Raw genomic sequence first — 17168 nt, 5'->3', positions numbered from 1 at the left:
ATTTAACGGTGTTTCAAGACGCGCATCGATTGAGATGAAGAGTGTTCAAGGGATACCGCTGTTCAGCATTTCCTCAACGGCCAGAACAATGCCTCCAGACGTCGGGTATAGGTCGCGACTGCAGGCGGGCCCTGGAGTTCAAATCCATGATAATGGGTTAATTGGTTTGTCGTCAGCTGTAATTGAACCTCCTGCAGCGGCCAGGGAAAATGATGGATATCCCCGGTTAGGATTTTTCCCTTTGATGTCGTCGTAAACAAACAGTATCGCTCCGTGAGCCAATGAACCAGCGATCCTGGTTCAGCATGATATAGGGTGTTGTTCACTGGTTTGTACGAGCCGATAAACACCGGATCCTCCGCTTGGGGTAGACTCCGCATGCTTGTATAGTGCAGGTAAGAATCGTGGTCCCGTCTTATGGACATGCGGGCATGGTGGTACGGTAAGTGCGCGAATGTACGGGCGCCCTTGACAGCCAAACTGTTAGAGGCCTCAAGGTTGAAAAAATAAATGCCGGGTTTGCCATTTCTCGAGACGTAGGTTCGAACGTTGAGCTCAAGAAAATCCTGAACGAAAGGGATGGGAGGCAGGCCGCGCAAACGCAAAGGACTCAGCCGAAAAGGAATCACGGTCAGCCAGGCGCTGCCGTTATGCTTTTCGAGCTCCAATCCATCGGGAATAAGGGGTCTCAGAACGTTCTCGCTCACAGGCCAATGCGCGCATAATACATCGTTCCATCCTTGCTTCATGAGCCATGGGCCATGGGGAAGTGGAAAGGGGCGGTGATCTGTATGGGATAAAATGACCTCGTTTTTCATCGGTAACTCCCCTCCAGAGCTGTACTATGGATTTTCGCCGAATGTCATCATTATTAACCATGAAATTTTGGATCAAACCGGAAGGAATAGCCGCATTTTGACTAGATCATCTCCGTTGTGCGGTGCGTATAAGCCGCTTCTGCTTTCCGCAAGCGGGAACCCAAAACATTATCGTATACATCCCTCGCCCAACGGGTAATAACTAACAGCACAGCAAAAACGTGACGATCAGTGAGAAAGGGGCTTGAAACGAATGAAACGCAAACTGTTAATAACCGGAGCGGCGGGCACCATAGGGAACGTAATTTACAAGGGGCTGCAAAAAGACGGCCGGTATGACATCATCGGTGCGGATATACAGGCGGACGATACCCAGGGCATCGTGCAGATGGGCATCGTGGACGAAACGCGCCTGGCAGAGCTTACGCAAGGAGTCGATACGGTGCTCCATTTTGCCTGGATTAAGGACAACGGGGATTTTCTTGGTAAGGTATTGGAGGGAAATGTGAGCGGTGCGTACAAGCTGTTTGAGGCAGCAGCACAGAATGGCGTGCGGCGTATGATATTTGCCAGCTCCAATCATGCGACCGGTTATTACAAGGTTTACGAAAAGGTAGAGCCTGACGATCCGTATCGTCCGGATAGCTTCTACGGACTCAGCAAATGTTATATCGAACTGCTGGGCCGGCTTTATTCAGATCAGGGCAAGATCTCTTCGGTTAATATTCGAATCGGCAACTTCCCTGGAGACGATCGACCTCATTCAGAGCGTGCGGGGCATATCTGGATATCGGAACGCGATATGCTTCAGCTGATCGTTTGCTGCATTGAAGCAGATGACACACTAACGTATTTGAATTTGTACGGAACCTCCGCCAATACGGATAACTACTATAACATCGATTATCTGGAAGAATTAATCGGATACAAACCTCAGGACGACGCAGCCAAGCTGCTTGAGTTAGCCAAGGCGGCGGGAAGCAAAGTACGCCAGGATGAGACGGACTACCAGGGAGGCCAACAACAATGACAGCTTCGTAGATGCACCCGTACCCTGGAGTTCAGCACCGATTAAAGATCGGTTATTCTGAAGGAGATTACCAGGCATACAGCAGCCAACAGCCAAAAGGATACGCTGAAGATAAGACGTATGTCTTCTGAAAGTCGCGTGAATATTGCGGCTTTTTTTATTTTCAGCATGATGTTCGTGTCATTGGAGTGCATTACGTGATCAGCCGCCCCGGCCGCACGTACGCCGATTAAAGGCTTCTTTCCAACAAGGTCCCCACTTGTTTGGCCATGACTTGCGGCGAGATCCACCATTCAATAATCCCAACATAAGCCGTCCCGGCATATTGCAGCATCACATCTTCATGCAATTCCGCATTTTTTCCGCTTTCTTTGTCAATCTCGCCTTTGAATCCTTCGTTGAAGGACGTAAGGCAGCTGATGCAGCTGCCTTTCTTCATTACGATGTGTTGAACTTGTGGCATTATGGGTTGTTAGCCATCGATTGGCTATTCTTGGCGTAATGCGCATAGACGCTATAATAGCAAGCCACATGCACGAAATTGACGAGCGACCATACAACGAGCCAGATGATCGGTGACGATAGGGTAGTCCAAAGACCGGACCATGGCAGCACGCGCCCTCCGCCGATAAACGTCAGCAATGGGGGGAGAGACAAGAGGATGAGGACCGGAATCAGCCTAATGACCGATACGAGAATGAACATGCCGATCGTAAGGCGTTTTTTCTTCCGACGAATACGAATAGAAGCATAGCCGCCCCATACAAGCGTTGCGAGAATCAACGCCACCATGATCATAGACATGTTTCGATCGTTAAGAAAAGAGATGTTGGGCTGTTCTCCCCTCATCATAGCCGCGACCCCATCGATGATTCCCGAGTAATCCACAAATGCGTTCAATCCCGAATTAAACATCACCGCGATCCCCATTTGCTCGTCCAAAAAAACCGTTTCTTCCGACTTGTACGTCCAGAAAATACCGCTGTGGGAGATCGTTCGGCCTCCCGATGGATCATGGTCTGCGAGCCAACCCATGCCGTACGGCGAAGCTTCTCCGGCTGAATGAAATTGCTTCATCAGCGCCGGGGGAAGAAGGTCGCCGCTATATTGGGCAATCATCCACCTGGACATGTCTTCCGCGGTTGAAACGATCCCTGCGGGACCGTCAATAAACCACAGAGGCTCTGAGCGACTCACGGAGCGGCCCAGAATCGAGTAATGACCCGGCGGGATAGCTTCATTCCCATTGATTTGATGCGTCGTGCTGACGCTGTACGTATGGTTCATACCCAGGGGTTTAAAAATATGACGATTCAGGTAATCCGAAAACCGCTCTCCACTGATGCTTTCCACGAGGTTCGCCAACAGCACGTAATTGGGATTGTGGTAGCTGTAAGTTGTTCCAGGTTTATGGGCGAGTTCAACCTCATTTAATAACCGGTTCGCCTCGTGCAGTGCTTGGAATTGCGGAGTCCTCGTCATATCGGGATTGGAACCATCCGTCAGGCCGCTGGTCTGATTCAATAAATGCCGGACCGTGATGTCATGAACTCGAGGATCCTGAGGAGCCAGTTCGGGAAAATAGGAAACGTAAGCCTCATCCAGATCAATCCGGCCTTTATCCACCAACTGCAGAACGGCTAATGCGGTAAAGGACTTGCTAAGCGAAGCAATGGGTAGAGGGGTTTCGTCCGTTATGCTTTGGTTTTCACCAAACGTACCATAACCTTTGGCATAGAAGGTCTTATCGTTTAAGGAGATCGACAAGGACGCACCTTCGATATGGTTGGCCTTCATGCTCCGGCTCATGTATTCGTCAATGTCCCGCCAAAGTTCCGTGCGGTCCCCGTCCTCCAATGCAGATACGGACTCCGCCATCACGGTCCAAGTTAGCAGCAGGCAGGTAATTACGGTAAACATTCTTTGTATTGTTTTCGGCATCATAGCACTCCTTCAATCAAGATAAGGATATGCTATCGGATAATTTTCAACTATTTATCAACTACGATCCAAAACTTGCGGTTACGCAGCCGCCGCCTTGAGGTCCGTTTTCGACCTGCAAGCTCCCGCCATGTATTTCGCAAAGCACCTTGCAAACATACAGTCCTAGTCCACGATGTTCGGTTGCATCCCACATATCCCCGCGGTAAAAAGGAAGAGCAGCCTTGTTTAGGGCTTCGTTCGAGAAACCGGGTCCGTCGTCCGTGACGGCAATATCCATAGAGGCTTCCCGAATGATAAAACGAGCGTTCACCTGACTGGTTGCGTAACGCGCCGCATTGGCTACCAGGTTCTCGAATACCTGCATGACGACATGGGCATCCAGGCTGATTTCAGAATCAGCGTTATCAATGGAAGAGGCAAAGTTTATGCCGAATTGACTAGCTATTTGATTGGCACTGTCGTTCAACAAAGCCGTGAATGGGGTGATATCCACGGGATCGCGATGCACCGGGGTATCCTCCAGCTTCTGAATCGAGCTCATGGCCTCCGCATAGTTCTCCAGGCGAACGATGTGAAGGTTCATGGTATGGATCAGGTCCAGAATCTTCTCTTCCGACAATTTCTTCTCGGGAACATAGGTGGCGAGAAACTCGGCGTACCCTTTCAGCACAGACAGCGGCGTCCTCAGATCATGGGCAAAAATTGCATTGAGCTGCTTGCGCTCCTCCACCGAACGCCAGAGCGCCTTTAAATTGATTTCCAATTGTGAGCGCATGTTTTCAAATACGGCGATGAGCTCGCCCATCTCGTCCCGGCTGTCATAGGAGATGCTGAAGCCTAGATCGTTGGCCGAGATCTTCTCGGATGCTTGCATCAGAATCGTCAGCGGTCGTTTTAGCTTCCATCGGTAAAATAGAACGGCCATGGCGACAATTCCCGCGGCTACCGTCAACAGCACCGCCGCGACGAGGGAGGGCAGCAACCAATCGGCCTCTCCAAAACGCTCCCGCAGGATCTCCGCCCAGGCAAATTCCAAAGTGATCATGGCCAGTACAGCAAAAAGCGTAAGAATGCATAACAGGATGAACGATTGCAGCAAATTAAGTCTTTCTAGCAGCAGCCTATTTACGAGTTTAGCCATTTGTATCCTACTCCCCACACCGTCTCGATTCGATCGCTGCAGCCGTATTCCTTGAATTTGTTGCGAATTCGCCGAATATGCTCCGCGATGACGCTGCTATCGCCTTCTTCGTCCAGGCCCCAAATTTTCTCGTAAATGCGCTCCTTCTCGAATACCATGCCGGGATTCATGGACAGCAATTCGATAATGTCGAACTCTTTTTTGGCCAGAGGTATTCGTTTATCCTGGAAATAGAGCTCCCGGGCCGTATAATTAATGACCAAATCATGGTTAAACCTCACCGAGGCTTTGGTTAGGACTCGCTGTTCCCTGCGCAAATGCGCTTCTACTCTGGCGCCAAGCTCGCGAATACTGAAAGGTTTCAGGATATAGTCATCACCTCCTGCCCGAAAGCCGGCTATTTTATCGGCATCATCGATTCGAGCGGTCAGAAATAAGATGGGGCACGAGACAAAGCCTCTAATTCTTTCGCATACTTCAAGGCCGTTCTCCTCAGGCATGTTGATATCGAGCAATACGAGATCGGGTCCTAGTTCCACTTTTCGCATAGCTTCCCGGCTGTCCTTGGCCGTCATGACAAAATATCCATTGATTTCAAAGTAATCGGTCAGCAGCTTTCGAAGATCCGCCTCATCGTCCACGATTAGTATCTTATGCATACATGCTTCATCTCCAGTTCCATATGTTTGATTTCAGCATATCAAAGAAATTTTCGCATACCAATCGGATTTTAATTGAACGGCATGGAAAGTCTAAGGCAGTGTAGACGAGGTTCACCAATCGTGGTATGAATAGTATTGGCTGAGTCGGTGGCGCTTCGACACCACCACCGTTAGAGAAGGGCTGGTTAACGAAAGTAATTGGAGATACAAGTTATTTTATTTTGGAGGATCAATAATGAATCAACGTTTTCGGATCACGAGATCCATGCTACCCGACGCTGGCGATCAGGAGATTTCATTGGAAGAATGCCAACAATATTTTTCAACCAAAGCTGATTTTATTTATCAGACGGAGCTCACTGTGAGAGGGGAAGAGAGCACCATGTCGGTAGAAGGCGATTTCTTTATGTGGAAACATGGGGAAGCCTTGATTCCATTCAGGCACTACATGGGAGAGCTGTATGTCGCCGTTTCCCATCAAGAGCTTGTGCCTCTCATGATCGAAATTGCAACTGATTTGCAGGCGGATATCGTAGAAGGGTAACCGAATGGATCCTGTAAGAGCTTCGTAAGAACATCCGTATTAGATATGTTAGGCTGTCGAGATAAACAGCGAAATGAGAAGCGCCGATGAGCTTGGTTAGAGGATCTTACCGAGTCCATCGGTGTTTTTTTGTTGTAAATGCAACAAAAATAGTATACTATTTTCTTACTGCATTTGAAAAATTCGAGATGAGTGGAGCTGCATATATGAAGGACGTACTACGTGAGATTGGTATGATCGCCAGGTCATTGGATTCGATAAGCAATATTGAGTTTAAGCAATACGACCTTACAAAAGGACAGTATTTGTACCTCGTGCGAATATGTGAACACCCAGGAATTATTCAAGAAAAATTATCTGAAATGATAAAGGTCGACCGAACAACAACGGCCCGGGCTATAAAGAAGCTTGAGATGAATGGGTTTATTGATAAGAGAGAAGATCAATATAACAAAAAAATCAAAAAACTGTTTCCTACGGAGAAAGGGAGCCATGTGTATCCACTAATAAAAAGGGAGAACGATTATTCCAATTTGGTTGCACTATCCGGATTCTCTGCAAGCGAAGTAGAAGTCATGTTGGAGCTTCTCCAAAGAGTCCGGCACAATGTGGAAAAAGACTGGGAGTTTGTTAAAAAGGGTAACAAGCGACACTATTGATGTATTCGAAGGAGGACGAAGCAAAGTGACCATAACTATAGAAAAGTGCACGATTAAAGATCTGGGCTTGCTTCAAGAAATAAGCATTAAAACATTTAACGAGACTTTTAAGGATCAAAATTCGCCTGAAAATATGAAAGCCTACTTAGATAAAGCTTTCCATTTGAATCAATTGGAAAAAGAATTATCGAATATCTTCTCGGAATTCTATTTTATTTATGCTGGTAGGGAAATTGCAGGATATTTAAAAATTAACACCCAGCATGCTCAGTCTGAAGCAATGGGCGATGATTGCCTAGAGATCGAGCGGATCTATATCAAGCAAAGCTTTCATAAACAGGGGCTTGGCAAATATCTAATGAATCAAGCCGTAGAGATCGCGTTAGAACGCAATCTAAGGAAGATCTGGCTAGGGGTTTGGGAAAAAAATGAGAATGCCATTACCTTTTATAATAAAATGGGGTTTGTTCAGACGGGGACCCATACTTTCTATATGGGGGATGAAGTGCAAACCGATCTTATCATGACCCACACACTTTCGGAAATCAGGCGGCGAGCGCTTTTACAATGAATAGCAACAATATGGCCGCAGGGTTTCCATTTCTGACCACACGTAAGACCCACATTACAAAAAAAACAGCGAGGACCGCTCGAAGTGAGTGGACGCGTTGTTTTTTTATTTTCACTCGTTATCTTCCGATTCCAAGGTTATCATCATCATTTTCGATTCAATATCTGATTGGCATAGTGAGAGCTGGGCTCACAATATTATACGAATATTTTAGATATTTTTAATACTTTCCCCCTTTTTTCTTAAGCAATCTTATCTAATCTGAATGCATGGGGAAGCGCGACAGGAGTCAGCAGCATGGGAGACTTAAATTAACAGTGAAGGGATGTATCAAGATAATCATGAACAAATGGCTCCGCAAGGATGCTTCGGCGGCCATATTCTTTCTCATGCCAAGCGGTATCGGATTTGCACTCTTTTACCTTATTCCATTTGCCATGGGTGTGTACTATTCCTTTATGAGCCAATCGGTAGACGGCCATTTTGCGGGTCTCGATAATTACGTGGAGCTGTTTGGGAGTGCTTCCTTCCGCAAGGCGGCATCCAACACGTTTTTTTTCAGCGCGGTCAGTGTTCCGCTTATGGTCATGCTGTCACTCGGGTTAGCGATCCTGCTCCATAAAAATACATATTTTCAAAAATGGCTTCGGACTGCTTACGTTATGCCGCTTGTTGTGCCCGTCGCCTCCATTATCATGATCTGGCAGATGCTATTTGACTGGAACGGCTCCCTGAACGCATGGCTGAACAGCTTTGGATATGGACGCGTGGACTGGATGAAGACGGAATCGGCACGTTTGGTCGTGATCATGGTGTATCTATGGAAGAACATCGGTTACAACGTCATTTTATTCTTGGCCGGGCTGCAGCAAATTCCGAAGGATTACTACGAAACGGCCCGGATTGAAGGGGCTGGCCGCGTGAGGCAATTCCGAAGCGTTACGCTGGTCTATCTGACTTCTTCCATGTTCTTTGTTGTGATTATGTCCATTATCAACTCATTCAAAGTGTTCCGGGAAACGTATCTCATCGCAGGTGACTATCCCCACGACAGCATTTATATGATGCAGCACTATATGAATAATATGTTCATTTCACTCGACATTCAGAAGCTGACCGCAGCGGCATCCTTGATGTTTGCCTGTATTCTGCTAATCGTCCTGGTGCTGTTTGCTATTGAGCGCCGACATCGGCAGTACATGGAATAGGAGGTGGAACGAAGTTTCGTGCGAGTCGTCCACATATTGAAAAAAAGTATATTAACATTCGTCTTGGGTGTTATCGCCATGATCTTACTATCACCAATTGTGATTACATTCACAAATTCATTGATGACAGAACTGGAGATCCAGATCAATTACGGTCTCATCGGTCAAATGAATGAAGCGATTCCAGGTAGAGATGGCTCTTTTGCAAACCTGAAATTAATTCCCGACAAGGTGTCTTTTGCACAGTATGGGAAGGTGTTCATCGACAACCCGAAGTATCTGACGATGTTCTGGAACTCCGTGTTCATGGTGGTGCCGATCATTGTGGGTCAGACAATCGTGGCAGCACTGGCTGCTTATGCATTCTCCAAGTTGAAATTCCGCGGCCGGGATTCGATGTTTTTGCTCTATGTCATGACGATGCTCATGCCGTTCCAAGTCACGCTGGTACCCAACTATATTATGGTCGATAAGCTTGGCATGCTGAATAGTACGGGCGCCATCATAGTTCCCGGCATTTTCGCAGCTTTCGGCGTGTTTATGCTCAGACAGTTCATGCTGGACATTCCCTATGTCTACATTGAAGCTGCCAAAATAGACGGCGCCGGACATTTGCGGATTTTTATAACGATGATTGTGCCGATGATCAAGCCGGGGCTGGCCGCACTTGTGATCTTGCTGTTCGTTGATTATTGGAACATGGTGGAGCAGCCGCTTATTTTTTTGGATGACCCCTTCAAGCAGCCGCTGTCTGTCTTTCTATCCAGGATTAATGATACCGACCGGGGGATTGCCTTTGCTGCATCCATGCTCTATATGGCCCCGATGGTGATGTTATTTCTGTATGCGGAGTCGTATTTCATCGAGGGCATCCAATTGTCAGGTGTTAAGGGTTAACTTTTCAAGGCGGTTTTTAGGAGGAGAAGAAAGGATATGGAGCTTGGAAAAGGGTTAGCTGACCAAAGACGAAAGCGAATCCTTCAATTCGTATTCTTGGGTTTTATGGGGATGCTGCTGCTGTTTACCTTGTTTAGTAACACGCTGCAGTCGTTGACATTACCCAAGGTGACCACGGAACAGCCGAAACAGGGAGGCATTGCGCTGTCAATCGAGGGAAGCGGAATACTTCAACCGATCGCCGAAGCTAAGCTATCCGGTTCAAACGACTGGAAGGTTCAGCAGATTCACGTAAAAGAAGGTGAGCGTGTGAAGAAGGGACAGAAGCTTATCGCTTATGACAACGTAGCGGCAAGACAAGAAATCGAGCTTGAAGTAACGAATCTGGAAAAGCAAAGAATTGAGCAGCAAAATCTTCAGGATCAGTTTATTCAATCTTCTATTGAAGAGGATGAACTTAAGCTGCGCAGCGCCAAACGCGAAATCGAAAAAGGGAAACTTGATATTGCTGCGCAGGAACGCAAGATCAACGAGATGAAAGAACGACTGGCAAATGATCAGATGCTTACCGCTCCCTTCGACGGTATTGTAACGAAGCTGAATGCGGTAGAAGGACTGGCATCTGAGGGCGAGCCGGATGTCATTGTCTCGAATAGCAGTCAAGGCTACAGGTTTGACGTTGGTGCTGATGCAAAACGCTTGTCCAGCATCGGGATATCCGTTGGTGAGCGGATCGAGGTAGAGGTGCAGACAGATAAAGAGCAGCAAGCCAGTGTCATTGAAGGCATCATTGAAGAAATCACCAATGCGGAGCCGATGATTGACGGGGCAACCGAAGGAGTGGAGACGGTAACAGTCCCTCAAAAGAGGATTCGTTTTAAACTCATCAACGCCAAGCTGAAGGGAGGTGAGCAGGCTCGGATTAATATCGAGAAAAACTCTCTCGATCAAGGGCTGCTTGTTTCTAATGAAGCTGTTCATCAGGACCGGGAAGGCATGTACGTTTTTGTAGTCGAAGAGCAGCCGGGTGCACTCGGTAATGTTTTTGTTGCCCGAAAAGTCAACATCAAGTTCAGCGAGCGGAATGACAAAGAAACGATGATCCAAACGGATAGCATCTATGAACAAGATAAGATCATTCTGAAAAGCAGCGAGCCTCTGCAGGATGGTAACCGGGTTCGTTTGGAATAGCGAGGCGGCATTGTAATCAGAACATATCAGGAGGAAATCATACGATGAAAAAATGGCTTTTACTTATTTCTATGGGGGCTTTAATCGCGAGTTTAACCGCTTGCGGCCCAGGAGAAGGCGGGAACGCGGATAAGCCCGCAACGAAAGAGGGAAAGACGGTGCTTACCCTGTCATTGACAGAGTCGACTCCGTTCTATCAAACGCTGGAAAAAAAGTTCGAAGAAAAATACCCGGATATCGACCTGCAGATCCATGCATATAAAAGCATGGGTGAACAATGGGGACCTGGAGAATTCGAGAAGTATCGTACTGCAACGAATACAGCCATGTTATCGGGCAAAGGCATGGATATCATTGAAGTTGGCGGCTTGCCTGTTAAAGAATATGTGAGCAAAGGTTTCCTGCTCAATATGAATGATTTGCTGGAGCAAGACCAGACGCTCCATAAAGACGATTTGCAAATGAATATTGTGGACGGTCTGAAACTGAATGACGGGGTGTATACCATCCCTTTGGGATACTCCCTGAGAGTATTGGTTGGTAATGGGGACATGCTGGGCAACGCCAATGTGGCGTTCGATGATAAAACCTGGGATTGGAAGGAGTTCGAGAAGGTTTCAAAGGAAGTTATCCAAAAGGCAAAGGAGAGCGGTACCGATGAGATTTATGCATTAGCGTCCTACCCGCCGGAATACCTCTTTCAGGAGATGCTATATGAAAACTACGCTGCATTTGTTGATACGACAGCCAAAGAGGCATCGTTCGACTCTCCGGAATTTGTGGGTTTGCTCCAGCAAGCCATGAAAATGAATGATGACAAGATCATTACATCCGACGAGGCAAAGCCGGGCAATCAATTGTTCAGCTCTACCCCAATATTGTCGCCGCTTCAATTTATCGAAGGCCCATATATGCTATTTGATCATCCAAAGATCATGCTGTTACCCCGAGCGGGAGAAACCGCGGGTCAAAAAGGCGCGAGGGTTTTTACATCATCCGGGTTCGCGATCCATGCCAAATCGCCAGCGCAAGAAGAAGCTTGGAAGTTCATTTCCTTCCTATTGTCTGAAGAAGCACAATTACTGCAGGAAAGAGAAGGGTTCTCGATGCTTAAATCCGTGAATGAAAAGCTGATCAATGACCTCCAGGAAAAGGTGGGGAGCGGCGATTATACACTTCCGAACGGGCAGCCGGCCAAAGTATCTGACGAACAATTCAACGTGTTTAAACAAATTGTTCAGTCCGCGGATCAATACGTCGATCTGGACAGTAAAGTCATATCGATTGCCGGTGAAGAGTCTATGGCGTACTTCAGCGGACAGAAAACGGCAGAAGAAGTGGCGAAGCTGATCCAGAACCGGGTCACCACCTATTTAAACGAATAGGAGGATCATCCAGGAAGCGGCTCACATTTGTGCGCTGCTCCCTATTTCACAGAAGAGGGACAACGGAGAATAGGCTTTTTGATTTTCTTTTTATACAGGAGGTACATTATGCACGGACCAAAAAAGACATGCGCGGTCATCATGCTTGGTGCAGCGATGTTAAGTCATGGGTTTGCCCTTGATGCGTATGGGGCATCCGCAACAGGCTACTCTGTTTCTAAATCAGCAGCTGCAGTCGCGTCCAGCATGGCATTAGATAAACTGGGCTCTGTTCCATTGAAGCAGAACGTCAGCGTGAAGCTGACGGGGATGGATATTTTAACTCAGCCAGACGGGAATATTTTGGTCTATACGCTTCGTTATCGTAACAGCAGCGGCAGTAGAGTAGATCTTATCGATTATTTTTCCAAAGTTTCTATGCCTAGTGGGGCAACGGGAAAAGGCAAGAACGTTACGAGTGACGCGATTAAACGAACGGTGCCGGCGAACAGCAGCCTCTCCGTGACGTATTATGTAAACGTTGGAAAATCAACTAAGGTCAACGGAGCCAAGGTTTCCCTGTTCGGATGGGATTTTGACAGCGCGAACTATCAGAAAAAACTGGGGCAGATCACCGTTCCGGCCGATTACTCTTCGGTAGTTCCGACAGGAAAGAGCAAGAAGATCACGATGAATCATCTTCCGGTTACGGCCAAGGCGGATACCTTGCAGAGGTATACCATCAATGGAAAAGTATTTATAAAATTAGGACTCAGGCTCACGAATGGAGGGACAAAGGCATTAAGCGACCCCGGGTATAAGGCATATTTGAAGTCGGCCGGCGGCTCGGTATTTGAGCTCACCTCCGATTCAGCCAGCATCGGATACAAGCTGCAGCCTCAGGAGAGCAGCATCATCTTCTATTGGGCGGAGATCCCATCCACGATAAAGACGAACGGCATGACACTGCAGCTGGCGCAGGAGGACGAAGCATTGAAGATCAGTATTCCTGTGCAAACGTTCAAGCTTCCGGCGGCAGCGACGGATTTCGCCGTGGCCAAGGGCAAAAGCGCAAAGCTGATTATGAAACAACAGCCTGTTACGGTCAAGGCGGAAAGTGTGAAGCGAATGAAGCATAATGGAAAAGTGTATTTGAGAGTGGGGGTTCATTTTGCAAACGGAGGCAAGAAGGTGCTGAGTGATCCCGGATATACAGTACAACTGAAGTCGGCCGGCGGCTCGGTATTCGATCTTACGCCTGAGGATGTCACAGGGGGCAGCTTCAGGATCCAGCCAGGACAAAAACGAACGGTGTTTTATCTGGCAGAGGTTCCGTCCCAACTTAAAACAGACCAAATGACGATGCAATTCACGCAGAAAGACGAGGCTCTGAACAAGCTGCTTCCGGTCAAAACCTTCAAACTTCCGGGTGTTACCGCTGATGTGCCTGCGGCGAATTATGCCATCCGAAACATATCGGTGAACCATCAAACGATAGAGACGCAGCTGAAACATGCTTCGGTATTTGCAGAGAACGATACCGGCAAATGGAACCTTCAATTCCGCGTTAAAAATCTCGGTGATAAATCCTTGAAGCTGCCGGCTTATGAGCTTTCCATCCTCACGGATGAAGGCTACAGCATCCCGGTGAATACGAAGGCGCTTGACCATGTAACGCTGAAGCCGCTGGAAGAGAAGCTTATCGACCTCAGTGCAGATGTGCCGTTGCACATGAAACAGAATCAATTGCAGCTGCAATTGACAGAGCCGGCTGTGGAGGGGAGGATCAGCTTCCCGGCTGCCCACTATAAAATTCCTTATGCCCCTGAGGGGAAAAGTCATCTGGGTGTAGAAAACATCGTCGAAAATGCTCATGGAACATTCGGCGTCAAACTAAGCTCATATCAGCGTGTGCCGCTGGGAGATGTGGATCAAATTGTAGCCCAAATCAGCATTCGCAATACCCAATCGACGACCGTATCGCTGCCTGAGTTTAAAGCTGCAGTTAAGGCAGGCATGCGCAATCTCAGCAATACGTCCCAAATGGTAGTGCCGAATGATCAAACAACTCTGGCGCCGAATGAAACCATGGAGCTGTATGTGCTTGCCAATGTACCGTATTCCTATTCATTCAATCAGCTCAAAGTCGATCTGCAGGAAACTTCAGGAGAGGATGTTCACAAATTTCTGTCGCTGAATACCCATTCGCTCAACAATGTCATGAAACAGGTGGCTGCAGGCGAATCTTATCTTATCCATACGACAGGCAAGAAAGCGGAAGTCCGGGAACGCTTGACGACCGTATACCAAGACAACGGCTCCAATCTAATATATACGGAACTGGTGATGACGAGTCAGGAAACACGCCAATCCAAACAGGCGCAGCTGGTTGCTTACTATAAAACACCGGACAACGAGTTTTTTGAGGCAAAGATTAGTCAATCATCCGAAAAGACAAGTCCCAATGGAAAGAATCTTGTGACCATTTGGAGCAAGCTTCCGCAGAATGTGAATGCTTCCCAGCTTGTTTTATTTGTCGGGGAAGGCGTAGCGAACGGAAAAATGACAAATTTAGGGGAAGAATCAACGGGATCTATCAATACGGTGGGTTTAGCGCTTAACCCTAAAGTTACGCATCCGGCAACGAATCTGCAAAATGTGGAATTGTTTCCGTACCATCTAACCATCACGAGAGGAGAAGGTACGCTTAGCGCAGGGAAAGATATGCTCACTACCGTTATTCATTATAATCTCTCTAGGAATGGGGATTACGAGGCAGGTCCTTATGACCATAAACTCATCATGGAGCTGATTGATCCAAACGGTCTATCCACAGAGAAGACGTTAACACTCGGTACCGATTTGACCATCGGCAACAATCAATCCTACTCCATTAGCTTGAATAGCAACTTCAGTAAAATCGTGAGTGGAGGGGCGGTTCGAATCAATCTGTATGACGAGTTCCAAGGACGTAGAATGCTGCTAGGAAGTCAAAGCTATCCAATCATGTATGAAGAGAATCAGGCCAACAGGCCAGGTACCGATTAAAAGAATCACCAATACACTGGCAGTGAAGACAACACCCCTGAAGAATGAGGAGATTCGGGGGTGTTTTTGATATACTTCTTTCCGTTTGGTTTGTCAATTTAATAACTCTTTAATTATTCTAAAAGAATTTTTAAGATTTTCCACGTAAGCTATAGTCGGAAGGTGCTTACAAGCGTAATGGAGTGTTAACGAACCTCCTTCTTATTGTCCTAAATTTCAATCATGTTCCTACGTAAACGATATGCAAAGGATGGATACATACCATGAAGCGGATTACTATTCTCATTGCGGACGATGAGGCGGAAATAGCGGACCTGATCGAGCTGCACCTGATAAAAGAAGGTTATGATGTCCTGAAAGCGGCTGACGGGCAGGAGGCGGTGCAAGCCGTTCGAGCGCATTCCGTCGATTTAGCGATATTGGACATTATGATGCCGAAGCTGGACGGTTATGAAGTGATCCAGCACATTCGGGAACGCAATCATATGCCGATCATTTTTCTGAGCGCGAAAACGTCCGATCTTGATAAAATTGCCGGGCTGGTGAGAGGCGCAGACGACTATATGACCAAGCCCTTTAACCCGATGGAGTTGATCGCTCGCGTGAATGCGCACCTTCGCCGTTATATGCAGATGAACCAGCCGGCGACTTCCGGCAAACCCGCCCTGGAAGCAGGAGGAGTGGTCATATACCCCGATCAGCGAGTTGTGACCCTATACGGCGAAACGATCGAGCTGACGCCTAAGGAATTTGACATTCTGTACTTATTGGCCAGTTACCCGAAGAAGGTGTTTAGTACGGAAAATATCTTTCAACACGTATGGGGCGAGGCCTACTTTGAAACAAGCAATACGGTTATGGTCCATATTCGAACATTGCGAAAAAAGATGTGCGATGATACGAACAAAAATAAGCTGATCAAAACGGTTTGGGGGGTAGGCTATACGTTCAATGGCTAATTTGATACGAAGCTTCCGCTCCAAAATGATCGTGCTGTTCGGCTTCAGCATGATCATATCCGGCATCATCATGTACGCACTATATAAAATCCTGCAATATTATTACCGAACACAGGTCAAATTCGAGGATCCGCTGGCTTATGTCCGCTTGTTCATAAGAACGGTCGGGGATATTAATTTTTTTCTGATATTTTTTATCCCGTTGGCGGTTTTGTTTTTCTTCCTGCTTACGAAGCCTTATGTGGCATATTTTCGTGAAATTTCTGCGGGGATTCGTCATCTCGCCAGCGGCGATTTCGACAAGCGGGTTTCGGTTTCGTCCCGGGACGAGTTCGGTGATATCGCGGCGGATATTAATCTGACGGGAGAGATGCTGAAGCAAGCGGTGGCGAGAGGAGATTTTGCTGAGAGCAGCAAAGATCAGCTGATATTGAATTTGGCTCATGATTTGCGAACGCCGCTCACTTCCGTCATCGGTTATTTGGATTTCATTCTTAGGGACGAATTATTGACCAAAGAACAGGTACGGCATTACACGGGCATTGCTTTCGCGAAGTCTAAGCGCCTGGAGAGGCTGATAGACGAATTGTTCGAAATCACGAGAATGAATTACGGTATGCTGCCTGTCGATAAACAGCCGATCAATTTAAGCGAGCTGCTGACGCAGTTAAGTGAAGAATTGCTTCCGGCTCTTGAGAAAAATAAACTGGAAGCTCGATTGCACGTTACGCCTAATCTGATCATTTCGGGAGATGGCGACTTGCTGGCACGCGTATTTGAAAATTTAATGACCAATGCGATACGGTACGGCAGCGACGGCCAGTTTGTAGATATCCGCGCTTTCCTTGAAGCAGACGAAACGGTGGTCCAGGTAATCAATTATGGGGATCGCATCCATCCGAACGAGCTGCCGCATCTATTCGACATGTTTTATACCGGCGATGCGTCCCGGGTTCATCGGGAGGGCAGCACAGGCCTCGGTTTATTTATCTCGAAAAATATCATGATGCAGCATAATGGCACGATCACGGCCGACAGCAGCTTGCTTCGTACAGTTTTTGAAGTAAGGCTGCCGCGATGAATGCCAATATCTGAATAAATAACTGATATGACTGACTAAGGAAAGGAGCGT

The 17168-nt window shown here is 47.3% G+C and carries 15 protein-coding genes and 1 pseudogene; 11 read left to right on the top strand and 5 right to left on the bottom strand.

Going from position 1 to position 17168, the window contains the following annotated elements:
* Window positions 1-62 precede the first annotated feature (62 nt).
* Window positions 63-818: a YqjF family protein gene (locus RB297_RS05860; protein WP_375120018.1), complete on the bottom strand. Its 756-nt coding sequence runs from the start codon at window positions 816-818 to the stop codon at window positions 63-65.
* A gap of 253 nt (window positions 819-1071) precedes the next feature.
* Between RB297_RS05860 and RB297_RS05855 the strand changes: the two genes are divergently transcribed.
* The gene (locus RB297_RS05855) at window positions 1072-1848 is read left to right on the top strand and encodes an NAD-dependent epimerase/dehydratase family protein (RefSeq protein WP_375120017.1); all 777 of its coding nucleotides are present in this window, start codon (window positions 1072-1074) and stop codon (window positions 1846-1848) included.
* 229 nt (window positions 1849-2077) lie between these two features.
* On the opposite strand, the pseudogene RB297_RS05850 reads toward RB297_RS05855, so the two are convergent.
* The 4 genes and pseudogenes from RB297_RS05850 to RB297_RS05835 form a co-directional block, all read right to left on the bottom strand.
* Window positions 2078-2260: pseudogene (locus RB297_RS05850) on the bottom strand (TetR/AcrR family transcriptional regulator); the annotation flags it as partial.
* A gap of 50 nt (window positions 2261-2310) precedes the next feature.
* Window positions 2311-3792 (bottom strand): serine hydrolase domain-containing protein, encoded by a 1482-nt coding sequence (locus RB297_RS05845; protein WP_375120016.1) that lies wholly within the window; start codon window positions 3790-3792, stop codon window positions 2311-2313.
* Between the two features lie 58 nt (window positions 3793-3850).
* Entirely contained in the window at window positions 3851-4933 is a 1083-nt protein-coding gene (locus tag RB297_RS05840; protein ID WP_375120015.1) for a HAMP domain-containing sensor histidine kinase, read from the bottom strand.
* On the bottom strand, window positions 4918-5592 hold the full coding sequence (locus RB297_RS05835; protein WP_375120014.1) for a response regulator transcription factor: 675 nt from the start codon (window positions 5590-5592) through the stop codon (window positions 4918-4920). Before RB297_RS05835 ends, RB297_RS05840 begins: the two co-directional genes overlap by 16 nt.
* A 238-nt stretch (window positions 5593-5830) precedes the next feature.
* On the opposite strand from RB297_RS05835, the gene RB297_RS05830 reads away from it, so the two are divergent.
* The 10 genes from RB297_RS05830 (at window position 5831) to RB297_RS05785 (ending at window position 17117) form a co-directional block, all read left to right on the top strand.
* On the top strand, window positions 5831-6139 hold the full coding sequence (locus RB297_RS05830) for a hypothetical protein (RefSeq protein ID WP_096773990.1): 309 nt from the start codon (window positions 5831-5833) through the stop codon (window positions 6137-6139).
* A 206-nt stretch (window positions 6140-6345) separates the two neighbouring features.
* A complete protein-coding gene (locus RB297_RS05825; RefSeq protein ID WP_096773989.1) occupies window positions 6346-6798 on the top strand; it encodes a MarR family winged helix-turn-helix transcriptional regulator in 453 nt (150 codons plus the stop codon).
* A gap of 25 nt (window positions 6799-6823) precedes the next feature.
* Window positions 6824-7369 carry a spermidine/spermine N(1)-acetyltransferase gene (gene paiA, locus RB297_RS05820; RefSeq protein WP_375120013.1) on the top strand — a complete coding sequence of 182 codons (546 nt, stop codon included), beginning with the start codon at window positions 6824-6826 and terminating at the stop codon, window positions 7367-7369.
* Window positions 7370-7710: 341 nt separating this feature from the next.
* Window positions 7711-8577 (top strand): carbohydrate ABC transporter permease, encoded by an 867-nt coding sequence (locus RB297_RS05815; protein ID WP_375120012.1) that lies wholly within the window; start codon window positions 7711-7713, stop codon window positions 8575-8577.
* Window positions 8578-8655: 78 nt separating this feature from the next.
* Window positions 8656-9474 carry a carbohydrate ABC transporter permease gene (locus tag RB297_RS05810; RefSeq protein ID WP_375120011.1) on the top strand — a complete coding sequence of 273 codons (819 nt, stop codon included), beginning with the start codon at window positions 8656-8658 and terminating at the stop codon, window positions 9472-9474.
* 36 nt (window positions 9475-9510) lie between these two features.
* Window positions 9511-10665: an efflux RND transporter periplasmic adaptor subunit gene (locus tag RB297_RS05805; RefSeq protein ID WP_375120010.1), complete on the top strand. Its 1155-nt coding sequence runs from the start codon at window positions 9511-9513 to the stop codon at window positions 10663-10665.
* A gap of 44 nt (window positions 10666-10709) precedes the next feature.
* Window positions 10710-12050, top strand: a complete 1341-nt coding sequence (locus RB297_RS05800) for an ABC transporter substrate-binding protein (protein WP_096773985.1) — start codon at window positions 10710-10712, stop codon at window positions 12048-12050.
* Window positions 12051-12158: 108 nt separating this feature from the next.
* Window positions 12159-15077: a hypothetical protein gene (locus RB297_RS05795; protein WP_375120009.1), complete on the top strand. Its 2919-nt coding sequence runs from the start codon at window positions 12159-12161 to the stop codon at window positions 15075-15077.
* 263 nt (window positions 15078-15340) lie between these two features.
* The gene (locus RB297_RS05790; protein WP_096773983.1) at window positions 15341-16036 is read left to right on the top strand and encodes a response regulator transcription factor; all 696 of its coding nucleotides are present in this window, start codon (window positions 15341-15343) and stop codon (window positions 16034-16036) included.
* A complete protein-coding gene (locus tag RB297_RS05785) occupies window positions 16029-17117 on the top strand; it encodes a HAMP domain-containing sensor histidine kinase (RefSeq protein WP_096773982.1) in 1089 nt (362 codons plus the stop codon). The genes RB297_RS05790 and RB297_RS05785 overlap by 8 nt, the downstream gene beginning before the upstream one ends.
* Window positions 17118-17168: the final 51 nt, after the last annotated feature.

Source organism: Paenibacillus sp. CR_12 (assembly GCF_041953985.1).
Taxonomy (GTDB): Bacteria; Bacillota; Bacilli; order Paenibacillales; family Paenibacillaceae; genus Paenibacillus_AQ; species Paenibacillus_AQ lautus_A.
Note: the sequence above shows the minus strand (reverse complement) of the source record. Positions and strands in the feature narration are given on the sequence as shown.